The organism is Haloglomus irregulare, from assembly GCF_007421925.1.
Lineage (GTDB): Archaea > Halobacteriota > Halobacteria > Halobacteriales > Haloarculaceae > Haloglomus > Haloglomus irregulare.
Genome location: NZ_QMDX01000002.1, coordinates 118,285 through 136,006, shown reverse-complemented (window position 1 = coordinate 136,006; position 17,722 = coordinate 118,285). Strand labels below are relative to the sequence as shown.

At 67.2% G+C, this 17,722-nt stretch carries 17 protein-coding genes; 5 read left to right on the top strand and 12 right to left on the bottom strand.

The genetic code is table 11. From position 1 onward, the window contains the following. Positions 1–229: 229 nt before the first annotated feature. The 4 genes from DP107_RS04475 to DP107_RS04460 form a co-directional block, all read right to left on the bottom strand. On the bottom strand, positions 230–679 hold the full coding sequence (locus tag DP107_RS04475) for a PaaI family thioesterase (protein ID WP_144260951.1): 450 nt from the start codon (positions 677–679) through the stop codon (positions 230–232). Between the two features lie 67 nt (positions 680–746). Further along, a complete protein-coding gene (locus DP107_RS04470) occupies positions 747–1,079 on the bottom strand; it encodes a hypothetical protein (RefSeq protein ID WP_144260950.1) in 333 nt (110 codons plus the stop codon). Further along, positions 1,076–2,131, bottom strand: coding sequence for a BtrH N-terminal domain-containing protein (locus tag DP107_RS04465; RefSeq protein WP_144260949.1), 1,056 nt, complete (start codon positions 2,129–2,131; stop codon positions 1,076–1,078). The genes DP107_RS04470 and DP107_RS04465 overlap by 4 nt, the downstream gene beginning before the upstream one ends. Before the next feature lie 479 nt (positions 2,132–2,610). Beyond that, a complete protein-coding gene (locus tag DP107_RS04460) occupies positions 2,611–3,762 on the bottom strand; it encodes a thiolase family protein (RefSeq protein WP_144260948.1) in 1,152 nt (383 codons plus the stop codon). Between the two features lie 117 nt (positions 3,763–3,879). Between DP107_RS04460 and trkA the strand changes: the two genes are divergently transcribed. Further along, on the top strand, positions 3,880–5,211 hold the full coding sequence (trkA, locus tag DP107_RS04455; RefSeq protein ID WP_144260947.1) for a Trk system potassium transporter TrkA: 1,332 nt from the start codon (positions 3,880–3,882) through the stop codon (positions 5,209–5,211). 140 nt (positions 5,212–5,351) lie between these two features. Further along, positions 5,352–6,878 (top strand): TrkH family potassium uptake protein, encoded by a 1,527-nt coding sequence (locus tag DP107_RS04450; protein ID WP_144261258.1) that lies wholly within the window; start codon positions 5,352–5,354, stop codon positions 6,876–6,878. 72 nt (positions 6,879–6,950) lie between these two features. Here the strand turns inward: DP107_RS04450 and DP107_RS04445 are convergent, their stop codons facing one another. Further along, complete coding sequence (locus DP107_RS04445) at positions 6,951–8,615, bottom strand: TrkH family potassium uptake protein (RefSeq protein WP_394348525.1); 1,665 nt, start codon at positions 8,613–8,615, stop codon at positions 6,951–6,953. 1 nt (position 8,616) lies between these two features. Next, on the bottom strand, positions 8,617–9,336 hold the full coding sequence (locus tag DP107_RS04440) for a potassium channel family protein (RefSeq protein ID WP_144260946.1): 720 nt from the start codon (positions 9,334–9,336) through the stop codon (positions 8,617–8,619). 177 nt (positions 9,337–9,513) lie between these two features. On the opposite strand from DP107_RS04440, the gene DP107_RS04435 reads away from it, so the two are divergent. Continuing rightward, the gene (locus tag DP107_RS04435; RefSeq protein WP_144260945.1) at positions 9,514–9,777 is read left to right on the top strand and encodes a hypothetical protein; all 264 of its coding nucleotides are present in this window, start codon (positions 9,514–9,516) and stop codon (positions 9,775–9,777) included. A 313-nt stretch (positions 9,778–10,090) separates the two neighbouring features. Here the strand turns inward: DP107_RS04435 and DP107_RS04430 are convergent, their stop codons facing one another. The 5 genes from DP107_RS04430 to DP107_RS04410 form a co-directional block, all read right to left on the bottom strand. Further along, positions 10,091–10,312, bottom strand: coding sequence for a hypothetical protein (locus tag DP107_RS04430; RefSeq protein WP_144260944.1), 222 nt, complete (start codon positions 10,310–10,312; stop codon positions 10,091–10,093). Positions 10,313–10,766: 454 nt separating this feature from the next. Beyond that, a complete protein-coding gene (locus tag DP107_RS04425; RefSeq protein ID WP_144260943.1) occupies positions 10,767–11,081 on the bottom strand; it encodes a hypothetical protein in 315 nt (104 codons plus the stop codon). Between the two features lie 996 nt (positions 11,082–12,077). Then, entirely contained in the window at positions 12,078–13,736 is a 1,659-nt protein-coding gene (locus DP107_RS04420; protein ID WP_144260942.1) for a histidine kinase N-terminal 7TM domain-containing protein, read from the bottom strand. 232 nt (positions 13,737–13,968) lie between these two features. Beyond that, positions 13,969–14,430, bottom strand: a complete 462-nt coding sequence (locus DP107_RS04415) for a DUF3592 domain-containing protein (RefSeq protein WP_144260941.1) — start codon at positions 14,428–14,430, stop codon at positions 13,969–13,971. 144 nt (positions 14,431–14,574) lie between these two features. After that, positions 14,575–15,504: a prohibitin family protein gene (locus DP107_RS04410; RefSeq protein ID WP_144260940.1), complete on the bottom strand. Its 930-nt coding sequence runs from the start codon at positions 15,502–15,504 to the stop codon at positions 14,575–14,577. Positions 15,505–15,800: 296 nt separating this feature from the next. On the opposite strand from DP107_RS04410, the gene DP107_RS04405 reads away from it, so the two are divergent. After that, positions 15,801–16,124, top strand: coding sequence for a hypothetical protein (locus DP107_RS04405; RefSeq protein WP_144260939.1), 324 nt, complete (start codon positions 15,801–15,803; stop codon positions 16,122–16,124). A 241-nt stretch (positions 16,125–16,365) separates the two neighbouring features. Here DP107_RS04405 and DP107_RS04400 read toward each other — a convergent pair whose 3' ends face one another. After that, the gene (locus DP107_RS04400) at positions 16,366–16,782 is read right to left on the bottom strand and encodes a CBS domain-containing protein (protein ID WP_144260938.1); all 417 of its coding nucleotides are present in this window, start codon (positions 16,780–16,782) and stop codon (positions 16,366–16,368) included. Positions 16,783–17,004: 222 nt separating this feature from the next. On the opposite strand from DP107_RS04400, the gene DP107_RS04395 reads away from it, so the two are divergent. Continuing rightward, on the top strand, positions 17,005–17,646 hold the full coding sequence (locus tag DP107_RS04395; protein ID WP_144260937.1) for a site-specific integrase: 642 nt from the start codon (positions 17,005–17,007) through the stop codon (positions 17,644–17,646). The last annotated feature ends 76 nt before the right edge of the window (positions 17,647–17,722 follow it).

Sequence of the window (17,722 nt, the reverse complement as noted above, 5' to 3'; positions counted from 1 at the left end):
GTTCAAAAAAGTCTCGTCCCTCACTCGGACCTGCTGGCCTGCGGCCAGCAGGACGCCCGTTCAGGACGAGTGAAACCGCGCCTACGGCGCGGTATGCAGGCGGCGGGCCCGCGCTCGCTTCGCTCGCGCGGGTGCAGGATCGTTACGCGAGAAGTCGATTAATCAGAAGCTTCGTAGATATAACCGATAATTGCACGTCAAAAACTATTTGTATCGGAATGTTTGGGCCTCACTCGCTTTCCTCTTCCCGGATCCCCGGCGCCCCCTCGCTCCATGCCGAGTCCGTCGAGTCCCCACCCGTCTTGTAGCTGCCACGGGCCGTCGCCAGGCGGGTGCCCTCGCCGTCGGTGACGACCACATCGACCGTGGCGACCGACTCCCCGACGCGGGCGCAGTCGGCCTCGGCGAGCATGACCTCGCCCGTCCCCGGGGCGAGGTAGTCGATCCGCATGTCGATGGTGGGGGTGATGTCCTCGACCGCGGAGATGACGGCGGCGCCGCCGACGGTGTCCGCCAGCGCGTACGTGACGCCCCCGTGGGCGACCCGCGTGCGGGGGCTGGAGGAGTGGCGGTCCTCCAGGTCGATGCGGCCCTCGGCGTGGCCGTCGTCGGCATGGGTGATCTCGATGCCGACCGCCCGGTTGAACGGCATCTGCTCGAACATCGACTCGACGTCCATACCCGGCGGTGGCGCGGCCCCGGCTTAGGCGGACCGTCTCGGACCTGCGGCGACGGTCACCACCCACTCATCCGGGCGGCCGCCGGCGGGGAGCGACGGCGTACGCCGCGGGCAGGAGGAGCAGAAAGCCAGCGGTCCACGCGAGCCACGCGACCTCCGACAGCGACAGGAGCGCGATCGGCACACCGAGCGCGGTGTACGCCGCCGCGGCGTAGCCGAGGGCACCCGCCCGCCGGGTGAGGAGACGCTCCTCGTCGGGCGGCAGGTCGCCCGGGGTGTAGCCGCTGACGAGCGAGGCGTCGCCGCCGCGGACGAGACGGGCGACAGCCGTCGTGCACACCGCCGCGGCGAGGAGGATGCCGGCCGTCAGGGCCGCGTCCGGGGTCGCCACGACCATCACGCCAGCGCCGCCAGCACGCCCTCGTAGAACCGTTCCTCGCGGTCCGCGACGGCATGGACGCGCTCGGCGGCCTCCTCCAGCAGCGGGGCCATGTCCCCCTCGGCCTCGCTGGCCTCGTACAGCACCGTCGCCAACGACGTCCACGCCTCGGCGATACCGTGCATCTCCGCGGCGAACGACTCGTCCAGGCCGGCGTCGGCGCCGAGTTCGTCGAGGAAGGGTGCGTAGAGCCCGCGGAAGGCCCCGCCGCCGGTCCCCCGGCGCTCGATGTTCTGGTAGGCGAACCGCGCGGTCCAGGTCGGGTCCTCGAGCGCGGGCCAGTCGGGCATCGAGTCGGCGAAGGCGCGCATCCCCGGCAGCCCGTGTCTCCCCATCCCCAGCCGGTCGCCCAGAGTGTCACGGCCGGCGTCGGCGGGGTCGAGCATGTAGCGGGCCGTCTCGCGGATCGCGTCCCGGGCCGCCGTCCCGACATCCGCCCGCGGGTCGCCCGCCGCGACGATGTAGCGGTTGTCCAGCGGGAGCATGTCCGTGGCCGCCCACGCCTCCCGCAGCGAGGAGAGCGGGAGCGGCTGCACCTCGTCGAACTCGCTGTCAGCCATGTACGCGACCCCCGTCCCCGCGTCGGCATCGGCGTGGGGTGCCTCGGTCGCGTCGGCGTCCTCGTCGTAGCCCACGACCAGCAGCGAGTGCGGCGCGAAGTGGGTGTCCGTGTCGTAATAGTCGAGATGGAACAGGTCGACGAACACCATGACCGGGTCGCCGCGGTCGAGGTGGCCCCTCAGGTCGGCCCACGAGGTGGCCCAGTCGTCGCCCCGGCGCTCCGTGTGCGGGACGTCGAGGGTGTCGAAGAAGGCGGATTCGAGCCACAACGGGCGGCCGATGAACAGTCGCCACGGGGAGGTCGGCAGTTCGAGCGAGACGAAGCCGAGGCCCGACCCCAGCCCGAAGCAGGCCGGCTCCGAGAGCCCCCAGTCGTAATGTGTCGAGAGGTCACGCAGCGCGGTGGAGCCACAGTGGGCCCCGGTGGCGTGCTCGAACCCGTCGAGTCGCATGGCCACAGGGTGGGCCGGCTGCGTCGTAATCGTTCGGGTAGGACGGGGTCGCGACGCGCCACCGGGCGCGCCACTGGAACCGGAACGATACCCCTCGAGGGTCCCACCCGACACGGCCAGTGGCGGCTCGCTGCGTGCCTGCCGGGCCCCGGGTTCGCGGCGGTTCGGGAACCGCTCGCGGGCGTTTGCATCACGAGACGGCTCCGCCGGGTACGGTGAACGGCGCCCCCGGCACGCGCGGGTTCCGGGCGAGCCGCTCACCACGCCCCCCGACCCGTGATCCCCGAGGGTCGCGCAGCTCCCGTCGGTCCAGTTGGCGCGCGCTGGCGGCCGAAGGCCGCCGCCAGGCGTGCGAGGGCCGAGGAGCGAAGCGAGGGGTCCGAGAACCGCCTGAAGCGGGATCATCCGTGAAAACGCTTAGATCCGTGTCGATTCCCGCGTTACCGGAATATTCGGGTTGTAAGGGAGTTGTATCGGCCTTACAGCTTGAACTCGATGGCCGCGCCCTGCCCGAAGCCGACACACTCCGTCGCCAGACCGAGTTCGGCGTCGTCGCGCTTATGCATCTCGTGGATGAGCGTCACGGGCAGGCGCGCGCCGCTGGCCCCCAGCGGGTGGCCGATGGCGATGGCGCCGCCGTTGACGTTGTAGATGTCGTCGTCGAAGCCGAGCTGTTCCTGGCTGTAGATGCACTGGGAGGCGAACGCCTCGTTCAGTTCGACGAGGTCGTAGTCGTCGGCGGTCGTGCCCGAGCGCTCGAACAGGCCCTCACACGCAGGGACGGGGCCGATACCCATGACCTCGGGTTCGACGCCGGCGACGTTGTTGTTGCCGACCTCGGCGAGGACGTCCAGCCCGTGGTCCTCGGCGAACGCCCTCGAGGTGAGCATCGTGGCGGCGGCGCCGTCGGAGACCTGGGAGGCGTTCCCCGGCGTGACGCTGCCGTCGGACTTGAAGACGGTCGGGAGTTCGGCCAGCTTCTCCGCGGTCGTCCCGGGGCGGAGCCCCTCGTCCGTCTCGACGGTGATCCGGTTCCCCTCGTCGTCGTGGCCCTCGACGGGGATGATCTCGTCGTCGAAGCGGCCCTCCTCGGTGGCCGCGACGGCCCGCTGCTGGGAGCGGGCGGCGTACTCGTCCTGGCGCTCGCGGGAGACCTCGTAGCGGTCGGCCACCTCCTCGGCGGTCATCCCCATCTGGAGCGCCGCGATGTTGTGGTGGTCGTTGAGGCCGGGGTGGACGGCGTTGTTCTGTCCCATCGGGACGCGGGACATGTTCTCGACGCCGCCGGCGATGAGCACGTCGCGCTGGCCCGCCCGGATGGCGTCCGCGGCGGAGATGATGGCCTGCGCGGAGGAGGCACACCAGCGGTTGATGGTGGTCGCAGGGACCGCCTCGCCGAGGTCGCTCATCAGCGAGATGACCCGCGCCATGTTGTTGCCCTGCTCGTCGCGCTGCTGGGCGCAGCCCCACATCAGGTCGTCCACCTGCTCGCCGGAGAGGCCCGTCTGAGCGAGCATCTCGTTGATGAGCGGGATGGAGAGGTCCTCCGAGCGGACCTCGCTGAAGACGCCGCCCTCCTTGCCCTGGGGGGTCCGATACGCCTGCACGACTACCGGCGTGTTGTCCGACATACGTCCACGGGCTCTGCCTCCGCGGCAATAAACCCGGCCCCTTCGGACGTGGGCCCCCGTTCATCCCGGGGGCGCGGAGGGAAACGGATTTGCCGTCGGGCCGCCCACGACCGGCGAATGCGCGTCATCATTGTCGGCGCCGGCGAGGTCGGGTCGACCATCGCCGAGAGCCTCTCGGGGACCCACGACGTAGTCGTCGTCGACATCGACGCCGACCGTGTCGAGACACTGACCTACGAACTCGACGTGCTGGCCATCCAGGGGGACGGTGGCGACATCAACACGCTCCGGGAGGCCGGTATCGAGGATGCGGACATGTTCATCGCCTCGACGGACGACGACGAGACCAACATCGTCGCCTGCGGGACCGCCGCCGTCGGCGGCAACCCGTTCAGCATCGCCCGGGTGAAGCGGCCCCAGTACCTCCACACATGGGAGGCGGACAACCGCGCCTTCGGCGTCGATTTCATGGTCTGTACGGACCTGCTGGCGGCGGAGAACATCGTTGGCGTCATCGGGCTGCCGACCGCCCGCGACGTCGACAGCTTCGCCGAAGGGGCGGTCCAGCTGGCGGAACTCGAGATCCCGGAGGGGTCCCCGGTGGCGGGCCAGACCGTCAGGGAGGCCGACCGGTTCGACTCGCTCACCTTCGTCGGCATCATCCGCGACGGCGAGGTGGTGGTACCCGACGGGGACACCGTCATCGAGGGGGGTGATGAGGTGGTCATCGTCGGGAACCCGGAGAGCGCCCGGGCGTTCTCCTCGGCCATCGCGCCCCAGGAGAACCGGCCGAGCGACATCGTCATCGTGGGCGGTGGCGAGATCGGCTACCAGACGGCGCGACTGCTGGAGGAACGGGGCTTCAGTCCCCGGCTCATCGAACACGACGGCGACCGTGCCCGCTGGCTGGCCGAGAAGCTCCCGGACACGACGGTCTTAGAGAGCGACGCCACCGACCAGTCGTTCCTCGAGCGGGAGAACGTCGGGAGCGCGGACGCCGTCATCGCGGCGCTGGAGAACGACCAGCAGAACCTGCTGGCGACGCTACTGGCCAAACGGCTCGGCGCCCGCCGTGCCGTGGCGGTCGTCGACACCATCGCGTTCGCGGAGCTGTTCGAGGCCGTCGGCGTCGACGTGGCCGTCTCCCCGCGGGAGGCCACCGCCGAGGAGATCACCCGCTTCACCCGCGGCCGCCACGCCGAGAACGTCTCCATCGTCGACGGGGACCGCGCGGAGGTGCTCGAGGTCGAGATCGACGCGGAGAGCGTCTTCGCCGGCCGGACCATCCGCGAGGCAGCGGCCGACCTCCCGGAGGGGGTCGTCGTCGGGGCCATCACCCGGAAGGGGGAGTTTATCGTCCCGCGGGGGGACACGGTGGTCGAGATGAGTGACCACGTCGTGGTCTTCGTCGAGACGGCGGTGCTCGACCAGGTGACGGAGCGCATCTGATCCGCCGGGAACACGGACGGGCCGGCGGTCGAAACGATGGATTGATTCGCCCCGCGTGAAATCGCGAAGGCGTGTCCCTGCTCGGCGTGACGAACGGGGCGGGTGGCGTCCGCGTCGACTGGCGGACCTCGCTCAGCCTCATCGGAACCGTGCTGAAGTATCTCGCGGTTCCCCTACTGCTGCCGCTCATCGTCGGACTCATCTACGGCGGCGACGTCCTCGTCTTCCTCTGTACCGGCATCCTCACCCTGGTCGTGGGGACGGCGCTCGAGCGGCTGGACCCCGACCCGGATCTGGGCGCCCGCGAGGGGTTCCTGCTGGTCGCGGGCGCCTGGCTCGGCGTCGCCCTCATCAGCGCGGTCCCGTACCTGCTGGCCGCCCACGGGCTCCCCGGCCTGCTCGCGGCCAGTTCGCCCGCTTCGACGCTCGCGAACCCGGTCAACGCGCTGTTCGAGTCGATGTCCGGCTTCACCACCACGGGAGCGACGCTGCTGGGCGAGATCTCGCTCGACCGGCACTCCCACGCGATCCTCATCTGGCGCCAGCTCACCCAGTGGCTCGGCGGGATGGGCATCATCGTGCTCGCCATCGCCATCCTCCCGGAGCTGTCGGTCGGGGGCGCCCAGCTGATGGACGCCGAGGCCCCGGGCGTCGGTCTCGAGAAGCTCACGCCCCGCATCGCCGAGACGGCCCGGGTGCTGTGGATCGCCTACTTCGGCTTCACGGCGCTGGAGATCGCCCTGCTGTACGGCCTCCACCTGGTAGGCATGGCACCGAACATGGGTGCGTACAACGCCGTCGCCCACGGCCTGACGACGCTCCCGACCGGCGGGTTCTCGCCGGAGGCCGACTCCATCGCGGCGTTCTCGGCGGCCGTCCAGTGGGTCGTCATCCCGTTCATGGTCGTCGCGGGGACCAACTTCGCGCTGTTCTACGCCGTCTCCCGGGGGAAGGTCCGGAAGCTGGCGGGCGACGCCGAGTTCCGCGCCTACGCCGGCATCATGGGGGTTCTGGCGGCCGTCCTCTCCGGCGTCCTGTTCGTCGGCGGGGCGCCGCCGCTGGGCGACCTCGGCGGCGTGGTCCAGGGCGACATCGAGAACACCCTCCGACAGTCGGTGTTCCAGGTGGTGAGCATCGTCACCACGACCGGCTACGCCACCAGCGACTTCGCCGAGTGGTCCGAGGCCGGCAAGTTCCTCCTGCTGTTCGCCATGTTCATCGGCGGCAGCGGGGGCTCGACCGGCGGCGCCGTCAAGATCGTCCGCTGGGTGGTCATCGTGAAGGCCATCCGCCGCGAGCTGTTCACCACCACGCACCCCGAGGCCGTCCGGCCGATCCGGCTGGCCGGCGAGGTCGTCGACGAGGACGCCGTGCGTGGCGTCCTGGGGTTCACGCTGTTCTACTTCCTGCTGTTCGGTGTCGGCACCGTCCTCATCAGCCTCGACGTCTCCCGCGTCGGCTACGACATCAACACGCTGGAGGCGATGAGCGCCATCGCCGCCACCCTCGGGAACGTGGGCCCGGGCTTTGGCTCGCTGGGCCCCTTCGGCTCGTATCTGGATTTCCCGAACTCCTCGAAGCTCCTGATGGTGTTCCTCATGTGGATCGGCCGACTGGAGATCCTGCCCGTCCTGGTGCTCCTGACGAGCGGCTACTGGCGGTCGTGAGGTCGGTGACCGGAGGCTCCGCCGCGCCTTGGGGGCTGCCGGCGGGGGGGACCCGCTCGCCGGAACCGCGTCTCAGGGACCGAGCCCCCTCACCAGCGCACGACCGAAGACGAGCACCGGGATGATCTCCAGTCGACCGATCCACATGTTGAGGACGAACATCGCCTCGCCGAGCGGGCTCATCGAGGGACCGACGATGCCGGTCGAGAGCCCGACGTTGCCCTGGGCGCTTGCGACCTCGAACAGCGCGTCGGCGTAGCCGAAGGCCGGCGCGACGTTGACGAGGACGATGCTGGAGACGATGAGCAGCAGCACCCACAGCAGGCTGATGATGGCCGCCTCGGAGAACTCCCGCTCCATCTCCTCACGACCCAGGCGCCGTCCGTCCATCTCGACGGAGACGACCGCGCTTGCGGGGAGGAAGACGCGGCCGAACTGCCACCGGATCCCCCTGGCCACGGTGTACGCGCGGATGATCTTGATCCCGCCGACCGTCGAGCCGGCCGTCCCACCGGTGGTCATCGCGACCGAGAGCAGCAGTTTCCCGCCGTCGCTCCACGAGCCGATAGGGGAGGACTGGAAACCGGTGCAGGTGAGCGCGCTGACGAACTGGAACACCGCGTCCCGGACGCCGTCGGCCGTCGTCCGGTCCACGAGCGGGGCGGCCACGCTGGCCCCGTAGTCGCTGAGTCCGAGGGTGAGCGTGTTCTGCGCCGCCAGGAGGACCGACCCGACCACCAGCAGGACGAGCAGCCAGCGGGTCTGGAGGTCCTCGCGGAACTGACCGTAGTCCCCGTCGTGCAACACGAGGTAGTGGACCGGAAAGGCGATGGCCCCGATGGTCATCAGCGGGAGCAACACGCCCTCCACGATGGGGGCGTTGTAGGTGGCGATGGAGTCGTCGGTCACGGAGAACCCGCCCGTCGAGAGACCGGTCATGGCGTGGTTGAGCGACTGCCAGGCCTGCTCGCCCAGCGTCAGCGTGGCGCCGTAGTCGGAGGTCCGGAGCGCGAGGAAGAAGACGACGATCGCGACGCCGGTGTAGCCGACGAAGATCTTCCAGATGGTCCGGACCGTGGAGACGACGCTCGGGTGGATGCGCTCCTCGCGGGTCTCGCTCCGGTAGAGCGCGTAGCTACCCGACCCCGGGCGCGCGAGGATGGAGACGGTCAGGACGACGACGCCGATACCCCCGACCCACTGGATGACCGAGCGCCACCACTGGATGGCCCGGGGGAGCGACGGCTCGTGGACCGCCATCGTGAGCCCGCTCCCGGTCCAGCCGCTCATCGACTCGAACAGGGCGTGCAGCGGCGACCGGAAGTAGCCGAGACTGGACCGAGTGGCCGGCCCCCAGGCCGTGACGGGGTCGTACGCGGCCCCCGCGGGGACGTAGCCCGCCATCACCGCGACCGGCGTGATATGGGCGGTCAGGAGGAAGGGGAGCGTCCCGAAGACGGCGACGGCGAACCAGCCGCCGGCCGCGATGACCATCCCGTGTTTCATCTGCGGGGCCGGCGCGTCCGCGAGGGCCCGCCGGGCGAGATACCCCGTGCCGGCGGTGACCCCGGCCGCCAGTAGCAAGGCGAGCGCGGGGTAGGGCTCGCCAGCCAGCAGCGCCACGCCGACCGAGACGGTCATCACGAGCGACTCGATGAGCAGCAGCGAGCCGATATCCCGGAGCACCGTCGCGAGGTCCGGTGCGAGGCCGCGGACGCGGCTCCGCTGCCGGGCCACGTTAGGCCTCCTCCTCGGCGCTCGACCGCGTCTCCGGGTCGTCGCGGTCGTCGTACACCCCGAACACGTCCGTCACCTCGGCGGTCGCCCCGCTGGCGGAGTAGACCGTCAGCAGGTCGCCGGCCCGGAGCTCCGTGCCACCACGCGGGGTGATGGGAGCATCGGCGCCCTCCCGCCCGATCGCGACGATGAGCAGCCCCTCGCCGAGGTGGCCCGCCTGCGCGGCCTCCTCGACCGTCAGCCCGGCCACCGGCGCGTCGGGCGCCACCACGATCTCGAACACCTCGGCCTTCCCGCCGAGGCGCATGTAGTCGACGATGGCGGGCCGCGTGACCGCCCGGTAGAGGTACTCCGCGATGAGGCGCTGTGGGTTCCCCATCGTGCCCACGCCGATGCGCTCGAACAGCGACATATGCTGGGGGTCATGGACGACGGAGACGATCTCGGGCACCCCGAGTTCCTCGCCCAGCAGGCAGACCATCACGTTCGTCGCGTCCCGGTCCGTCGTTGAGATGAGCGCGTCAGCCCGGTCGGCACCGGCCTCCTCCAGCGTCTCCTTCACCGTCGCGTCGTCCTGGAGCACCAGGCAGTCGTACCGCTGGGCGGCCTGCTCGGCCCGGTCGGCGTTCTGCTCGACCACCACCACCTCGTTCCCGCCGGCGGTCGCGATCTCGATGAGCGGCGAGCCGATATCACCCGCCCCGACGATGATGAGGTACACGAGCGGGGCTGTGACAGGCGTGGAATAAACGTCTGCTGCTCGTTCCCCGTGTCAGAGCGCGCTCGCGTGCGTATCTCGAAGGGTTGCGCGTCTTCGTAACCGGATGGCATCAGGACATCCAGCGGTCACACGCGGCGAACGCGAAGCTTCAGGTGTCCGCCGACCGCAGCCGGTCGCATGCTGTTACTGGACTTGGATGACCTCACGTTTGAACTGAACGACGGCGCCATCGAGCACGTCGGAGCGTCCGACCGGACCGCCGAGGTGAAACTGTTCGACGCTGACGGCGTCGAGGCGCGCGAGTACGGCGACCGCCGCGTCAAACTCGTCTTCGAGGACGAGGAGGGCAGCGAGGTCACGATAGCGCTCGCCCCGAGCCAGGCGAGCGAGGTCGCACGGGGTATCGAGACCCTCGAGGAGGAGAGCCGCGTGTTCGAGTAGCGCGTCTCGGACCTCCGGACTGGCACCTGTCGACCCCACCGCGTCTACGAGGGACGGTTCGAGGTCGTCACAGCCCCGTGCAAGCGCGTAGACTACACTCGTCCCGTCGCTCTACAGCACTCAACCGAGCTGTCGAGGCGTTCTCCGAGGACGGTGACCCGATACTCCAGCCCCTCGCACCGGTCGCAGATCAGACGCTCACCTCCCCGTCGTCGCTGTACGCGGTTCCATGGCTGGGTTCGGTGCCGTCGATAGGTTCGAACTGCGGGACTCCAGGGTCCTGCCGGGGACCGGACAGCGTCCGGCTACGCTGCTAGTCGTTCGGGAGTCGGAGCACGGTCTTCCCGTCACAGTCGAGCCCATAGTCCGGGCAGCCGGACTGGTGGTTCCAGTGGGCGAACGGGAGGGGCCAGCTGAAGCAGCTGGGACAGCACTCCCAGCACCGGCGGCACTCCGGGCAGCGGTGGCGGTCGCTGATCTCATCCCGGATCATGAGGGCGGGCACGAGGGGGGCGCCACACTCGCACTCGATCATCGGCACTCGGCCTCCGCCGGGAAGCGGGCGGTCCGACAGTAGCGACACTCGGCAGCGTCAGTGGGAACGCCCCGACCACACCAGCAACACCCCTCTGGCTGCTGGTAGGTCGTCGTCTCGTCACCGACGAGGTCCCTCCCATACTCCGGACGGCAGTAACAGCACTCGGTTTCATGCCTGCACGCGGGACATTCTGCGGAGCGGGCCACGGTCGACACGCACCCTTGTCTCGTGTGGTGCAGTCCGGCGGGTCCGCTGGGCAGAGGCGCTCGCCACAGAACCAGCACTCGGGGGCGGGCAGTTCAGCGACGTCGGACGCCGCTACTCGCTCATCGAACACCACCTCGGGGAAACCGTATTCGGCTGAGGAAGGGCCGCAGATGTCCGGTACCGTTTTATTTCGATGGGTTGGGGCGGATTACACGCGTAAGTTATCGTAAGGTTCTCTCGTGGTTCATTCATGATCATCGGTTTCCTCCATCGAGAGTCGGTCAACGGTTCTGGAACGACGCTGGTGGAACTCTTCGTCGGCATCAGCCACGTCGTAGTGCTTCCGAATCGTCTCGGGGCTAGCGTTGACGCGGCGGCTGACCTCGTGCTCGTCGAGCCCGCGGTTGAGCTGCCAGGTAATACTCCCCGTCCGGACCCGGTGTGGCGAGAGCGTCGACGGGCAGTGATGGCCAGAGGTGCGGTCGAACCAGTCACAGGTATCGCGCTGGCGATCGTGGGGGCACGGACCGGCGCGACACGGGGCCGTCGCGTAGTACATCCACTGCCGGATGGTGTTCGTGCTGACGCGACCGTGACTCGTCGTGAGCAACGGCCGGCGCTTCTCGTCGTCGGTCGAGTCGGCGGCGCTGGCCGGCTCGTCGTGGCCGTCGCGGGAGCACGGCCAACACGGCCGCTCCGTGTCCGCGTTCCAGGCGCCACAGTCACAGTCGTCCGGGCCGGCCGTCGTCGCTCACGGACTTGTCGGTGAGAATCCCGCCGCCGTCGCTGGTCTTGAAACCGTCTCCACGACCGGGGACTCGTTCGCGTTCACGATTCCCTCAGGGCTGCGTTGGAAGCACGACCAGACCGGACGCACTGCTGCATACAGGGCGCATATCGGGCGCGAGCCTGGCGGTCGCCCAGCCGCGGCGGAGAGCCGCGCGTCACCGACTCCGACCCCGTATACTCAATCTACGAGGGTTGGGACGGTGCCGGCCAGTATCGCGTTCGTGCAGAGGCGCCGGCGACCGGCGCGAGTCTCACGTTGCCAGTCGAACTCGCGAATACCGAGAGCGACAACCCAGGGGCGGCACTCAGACTTGTGGTCAGCGGCGGGGAGTTTGATGTGTTCCTGAATGAGCAGACGCGCCGACTCGACACCAATTCTTCTTTTATAGGGTGATAACCTCTCTGTAGAGTGAGGACTACCCCCACATTGCACAGTTTCTGCAGTCGTTGATATTAGGGCTAACGCGCACGCATCGGCCGGTCGGCTGAACCGACCGACCCGCAGGTCGACCCGTCGGAAATATCAGCGACGATGACCGAACGTAATCTCATCGAAGCTGCCGTCGTCGCCACCGGCTGAAGCAGCCAAGGGCACCGTGTGACGGTCGCCTCCAATCGATGACGATTCGATACGGACCACGTCACCGGACCGCTGTTTGGTTCGCGCCCTATCGGAGCCGGAGTCAACTCCGAACACCCCACGAACATCGTATACGCTGCCGGTTGATCCAGCGAGAGAATCCCGCCGTTCACTGCGGAAAGGACGTCATTGGCGTGGTATGCGGATCGTAGCCGTCGTTCCCCCGGTGTCGCTCTCGAAGCTCAATGAGGCCCCAGAACGCTCGATCACCGAGTCGACGACCCACAGACCCACACCGATCCCGTGCTCCAACGACGTTTCCCTGCCCTGGTCCCGAACGGCCAGCTCCTGTTCCGGTATTCCCGGGCCGTTATCGGTGATGCTCACCACGACCTCGTCGTCGGTCTCCGTAAGTACCACCTCTACCACGGGGTCCGCGGCGGTGTTGTGCTCTGCAGCGTTCTCTACGAGGTTGTCCAGTGCTAGCCGTATCGACGGGAGTGTCTCGACGGGACACGTACTGGGCAGCCGGTCGCTGAACGCGACTTCCGGATACGTCTCCCGGTGCGTCTCGAGCAGCTGCTCGACCGTCGCGGCGAGGTCGATCGTTGTCGGGTTCTCGTCGCTCTCGATGAGCTGCTCGACGGCGCGGGTCTTCGAGCTGATCGAGAGGAGTCTGTCGGCGCTCGAAACGGTGGTTTCCGCCAGTCGTGCGCGTCGCCCTTCGAGTTCTACCAGCAACTGCTCGTTCTGTGCTTTAATGATATCGAGTTCGTTGCGGATGTTGTGGCGGAGAACCCGTGACTGGACCTGACTCAGCAGGTCGAGCTCACGCTCGCGTTGTTTCAACTGCGTGACCTCTCGAAACACGATGACACGAGCAAGGGGGCTGTCACCTCGGCCGTTGATTTCGGAGACGGTGAGGCTGAAGTCGCGCTTGCGTCCCCCGTGGGTCACCGCGATCGTCCCCTCGGTGCCGGTTTTGAGCCGTTCGACGAGGGCCGGGAACGGTTCGAAGAACGACCCGACGGTCACGTTCTGGTAGCCCGAGTCGACGTCCGAGAGGTCCCGTGCAGCGGGGTTCGCGTCGATCACCCGCCCCTCGGTGTCGATCGCTACAACCGGGTCGCTCATGCTGCGTAAGGCGCGGCTGCGGCTGACCGGGACGAGGTCGAGGAAGTCGGCTCTGAGCACCGCCCAGCCGATGCCCAGTGTCATCACGACGAACCCCAGCGCTGTCCAGTTGAGCGAGGTGATGTCGAGCAGGTGCAGTACGTTCAGCGCGAGCGGCGGCACGATACAGGCCAGGAGTAGGCTGCTCTGCGTCCGACGCGCGTCGGTGGTTTCGAGAACGTCAGAGAACAGTAATCCACAGGCGGCCAGGATGAGTCCATACATACAGAGGATGTGGACGATGTTCAGCGGGAGCGGGAGTACGAACAGCGGCTCCGACTGCCGAAGGTAGATCGGCGAGAAGAACAGGTGGTGGAGTGGGTCGGTGAGCGCGAGGGTCTGTACAATCATAAAATAGCTTCCCCCCGCGGCGAACACCCGTCGGTCCGGGACGATGGTCTCCGTATGCTCGCCGACGGTGACGAGCCACCCGACCCCGAGTAGGACTCCCGAGGCCACGACCACGTTGTTCCCAGCGTATACGGCCCAATCCGGAAGCGGAGTCGCGAGGGGGGCGACCCCGAGCGAAAACAGACTCGCACCAGGTGCGACCATGAGCAGGCCGGTCGCTCCCGGTTTGTCGCGGTTTCGGAGGGCTGGAATCACGACCAGCAGCGACAGGACCGCGCCCAGCAGAGAGATGACAACGAATCGAGACTGAGGCGACAGCATCACCCGTGATACACCAACGAGCTTCCGCTACGATAGGTTTGCGGTGCACGTTACCGGCCGGCCGGCCGGCTTCGGACCGTGGACCGCGGACGGGTCGTGAACGGCCTCGACGACCGGCCGGTCGACACGGCTCGAAGCGGGCCGGGGCGCGTCGGCCCACACGCCCGCTGGCGCCGATCCAGTTATTCGGGCGGAGTGATGTGATTCAGCACCCCAGCGGACGGACATCACCCTAACGGAGCGGGTCCAATTGAGAAGCGACGGATTGGTAGACTGGTCGTCCGACCAGGAATAGGCCTAAGATGCCGAATATAAGCGGTAGAGGGCTACTCTCTCTTTCGAGATACGATTTTGAGGGCGAGCCTTGCACGACATAGGCCGTGGTTGTCTCACCGACATTGTACTGGTCAATTCTGTCTTCCGCGGCAGTTCTTGTGTCGGACGCTTTTGTTCCGATTCCCGGTCTGATGTTGTCGGAAGTGTATTGAGTTCCGTTGTACGTGTAGCTGTATGTAACGTGGGGGGTGTACCTGTCCCCCCTTTTTGAGGAATCCATGGTGACTTCTTTGCTCTCTACTGTGGCTTCAATCTGCACCCCGGACGAGAGGCTTTGTTGCTGAGAGTATGCCATGTACCCAGCAACTCCGAGCAGCACAACCCCCAGTAGTATACTTATCAGAGACAGCTTCGACATATTCGTGATTGTTTAGGCTACTGAATGGCAATTTCGACGTGTTTCTCACTGCGCAACACACGCTCTGTATCGGTCACGCTCATACTGTCAGGTAATGAGACGATAGAGGAGAATCGCTTGTCTCTCCGGACACGAGTTGTCCTCCTACCCGGTCGTGGTATTCCCGGTAGTGGTCGTCGTGTTCGTCGGTGGCCCGCTCGCGCTCGCGTTCGCCCCACTCGCGTCTAGAATGACTGGCACCCCCCCGTCGCTTCCCCCGGACCCGACGACAAACACCGAGCCGCCCTGCAGCGCCTGGATATACCGCTCTTGTAGCACGATTTCGTTCTCCCGGAGCGACTCACCCTTGATACGGATGACGTCGGCCTCGGCCTGGGCTTGCACGCGTTGTTGTTCTGCACGCGCCTCCTCTTGTTGAATCCGCTCTTGCTCGACTTGGACGCGCTGTTTGGCCTCCTCCTTTGCGTCAAGTGCCTGATCGATGTCCGTGGGAAGCCCGACGTTTCGGATCTGGACCGCCTCCAGGATGACTGGCTCCTCCTCGAACGCGGTTTCCAGAGCCGCCCGGGTCACTTGCCCCAACTGTTCCCGACTTGCGGTTTTGTAAATCGCCCCGTCGCCAGTGGTGCGAAGCGATGAGGCCTCGTCGCGCAGGACCGACCGGACTGTCGGGCGGATTAAGCGTTGTTCGAGTTGTGGCTCGTCGTTCCATGTTCTGACGAACCCGTCGGCCTGTGCGGGGTCAATCCGATATCGGACGGTCAGATCGACATCGACGCTGGACCCGTTGACCGTTTTAACGGTGATCGCGTCGGGGCTGGCTCGGTTCCCTTCGTCTGTCGTATTACTCATCGTGTAAGTCCGGGGGCGGGTTTCGACGTTCTGAATCGTCTGTACCCCTGGAATGACGAGATGTGCTCCGCTCTCTCGCGTGTCGCCAGTAACGGCACCGAACTGCTTGACCACCCCTTCATTGCCCGCGGGGACCTGCTGGTAGGAGAGTCCAGCCCCGACAGCGAGCAGGAAGAGCAGAACCAACGCAATCACGCCGGTATATGTGATTCGAGAATCCACATGTTGTCATTGCGTTGTGGGGCATTTCAACCCGTGCTAATTGTTTCAGGATGGGAAACAGTCGCCTCGCTCAGCACTCCCGGGAGGGCTGGCACTCGATTCACTGATCCTGACGGGGAGTCCCGCGAGGCTCGCGACGCCGACGACTGACGCCGAGCGGCCTGCTGGAGCGGATCTCGCCAGCCGCGAACCCTACCTTTTCGACTGCGGGACCGGCGTCCTCCCGCCGGCCCGTCGCGCTGGTGATTACCAACGGTGGCCGAATCGGTTACCAACCGGCCGCCCGACCGCTCGGCATGGAGCGCTGTTCCGACTGCGGCGAGGCGTTCGTCTTCTCGGTAGACCTGGACGAGCACCGCGAGCGCTGCACGGGCTCGCCCGGCGACGCGGTCGCCGGCTCGTTCGGCGACGGCTCCTGTCCGATGTGCGGAACCGACTACGGAGAGAAGGGCTACCTCCAGCACCTCGCCGCCTGTGACGGTGCCGGGGAGGACAAGCGCTTGACGACGGCCGACAGCAGCGAGGAGCCGCCTGCCGATTTGCCCGCCAAGCCGGCACCGACCGAGGTCGCCCGGCACGACACCGACCGGCCGAACCTGGGACTAGTTCGGTCGCCGTAACGGGGGCGGCGGTTAATACTGTACGCACAGTAATGACAGCTGTCTGATTCCCCCTTGCCATGCCACACGCTCCAGGGGGCAGACCTCCCTACATCCCCCACCTTCGGACCGATAGGACAGCAACGCCATGCCCGCTGCTCACAGCCCCAGCGGCGCAATCGCGACGACCATCGAGGCGCCGGTGATAGCGAGTTCAGCAGGTGATTGTAGCGTCCGGTCGTCGGGGCCGCTGCTGGCCGACTCAGGTCGTCGGCAGGAACTCTTCGACGAGGGCCGCGGTATCAGGGGCGAGCGCGTGCGTGATGTCGGTGGTGGTGACAATCCCGACCGGGGCCTCCTCAACGACGACGAGATGTTTGATATCGTGGTCGTCCATCGTCCCCGCGGCGGTGGTCAACTGCGTGTCGGGGCCGACCGTTACGACCGGGCGCGAGACGACGGTACTCACCGCGGTCGTGTCCGGGTCGCCATCGGCTGCGATTACCCCGAGCAGGTCGGTTTTGGTGACAATCCCCTCCAGTGACTCTTCGCCGACCACCAGCGACCCGATGTCGTGGGCAATCAACTGGTGAGATGCCGCTGAGACGGTGGTGTCTGGCGGCACCGTTTCGGCCGGGCTCGACATCACCTCCCGAACGCTTCCGAGAACGTGGCCCATCGGTAACCCTAATTATGATTCATGTGGAATGAGTGTGTCGCCTGGCACGAGCCCGACCGGCCGGTTCGCGTGACGGCTTCCGGGAATGGTCGATAGTCGGAACGCCGCGCCCCCTCGGGCGGCTGTCGTGGCCGCCGACCCCCCGGGTTCGCCCCGGGTCGTCCGGCTTTTGCTGTTTTCTCTTTCCGAAAAACCGAACATGCTTGCGTATACAGGAATAGCATGCAGCACCGGCCCTATCCGGAGAAATCCGGGCGGCGAATCTGGCTGTCACGGTCCGAACAGCAGCGGCTCCTTGACCAGGTCGAGGACCAGCCCAAGCGACAGACCGCGATGTGGCTCGGCCTTCACGGCCTCCGGTCCGACGAAATCGTCGGGCGGGCAGACGAGCCGACCTCGGGTGTCCAGTATCGATACTTCCGCGAGCTGGCGAACGGCGCCGACGGGTGGGTGCTCGAAGTGACCGCCGGGAAGACCGGCCGCCGCGAGGTGCCGGTGTCGAGCGACCTCGTCCAGCAGTGTCGGATGGTGAAGAACGTCGCCGGGCGCCGGCAGGACGAGCCGCTCGTCGACGTGACAACGCGCTCGCTCCGAAACTGGATTCGCGACGCCCGCGAGGTCCTCAATGAGCCCGCGGCCACGCACCTCGGAATGCACGATCTCCGGCGGACGTTCGCCACGGACGCTTACTACTCGCTGGCCCTGGCCGGCGTCCCCATCGCCGAGCAGCTCGTGATGAGCTACGGCGGCTGGGAACAGAGCGAGGCCGGGCGGAACACGTTCCGGTCGAACTACCTCGGGCCGGTCCCGGACCACGTCACCGCCGAGGCGATGCAGCACCTCCCGGCAGTCGCTGGGGATTAGTGAACGCCCCGCCCGTCGGAGGGTTTCACTTCCGCACCGCTCTCGTTGAATATTAGGCCGAACGCACGGGATGTTG

Excerpts from the sequence above, each read along its gene's own strand:
- DP107_RS04475 (WP_144260951.1), bottom strand. The coding sequence starts at position 679 with ATGGACGTCGAGTCGATGTTCGAGCAGATGCCGTTCAACCGGGCGGTC.
- DP107_RS04415 (WP_144260941.1), bottom strand. The coding sequence starts at position 14,430 with ATGTCGAAGCTGTCTCTGATAAGTATACTACTGGGGGTTGTGCTGCTC.
- DP107_RS04430 (WP_144260944.1), bottom strand. The coding sequence starts at position 10,312 with ATGATCGAGTGCGAGTGTGGCGCCCCCCTCGTGCCCGCCCTCATGATC.
- DP107_RS04405 (WP_144260939.1), top strand. The coding sequence starts at position 15,801 with ATGGAGCGCTGTTCCGACTGCGGCGAGGCGTTCGTCTTCTCGGTAGAC.
- DP107_RS04460 (WP_144260948.1), bottom strand. The coding sequence starts at position 3,762 with ATGTCGGACAACACGCCGGTAGTCGTGCAGGCGTATCGGACCCCCCAG.
- DP107_RS04465 (WP_144260949.1), bottom strand. The coding sequence starts at position 2,131 with ATGCGACTCGACGGGTTCGAGCACGCCACCGGGGCCCACTGTGGCTCC.
- DP107_RS04400 (WP_144260938.1), bottom strand. The coding sequence starts at position 16,782 with ATGGGCCACGTTCTCGGAAGCGTTCGGGAGGTGATGTCGAGCCCGGCC.
- DP107_RS04425 (WP_144260943.1), bottom strand. The coding sequence starts at position 11,081 with ATGTACTACGCGACGGCCCCGTGTCGCGCCGGTCCGTGCCCCCACGAT.
- DP107_RS04435 (WP_144260945.1), top strand. The coding sequence starts at position 9,514 with ATGCTGTTACTGGACTTGGATGACCTCACGTTTGAACTGAACGACGGC.
- DP107_RS04395 (WP_144260937.1), top strand. The coding sequence starts at position 17,005 with ATGCAGCACCGGCCCTATCCGGAGAAATCCGGGCGGCGAATCTGGCTG.
- trkA (WP_144260947.1), top strand. The coding sequence starts at position 3,880 with ATGCGCGTCATCATTGTCGGCGCCGGCGAGGTCGGGTCGACCATCGCC.
- DP107_RS04420 (WP_144260942.1), bottom strand. The coding sequence starts at position 13,736 with ATGCTGTCGCCTCAGTCTCGATTCGTTGTCATCTCTCTGCTGGGCGCG.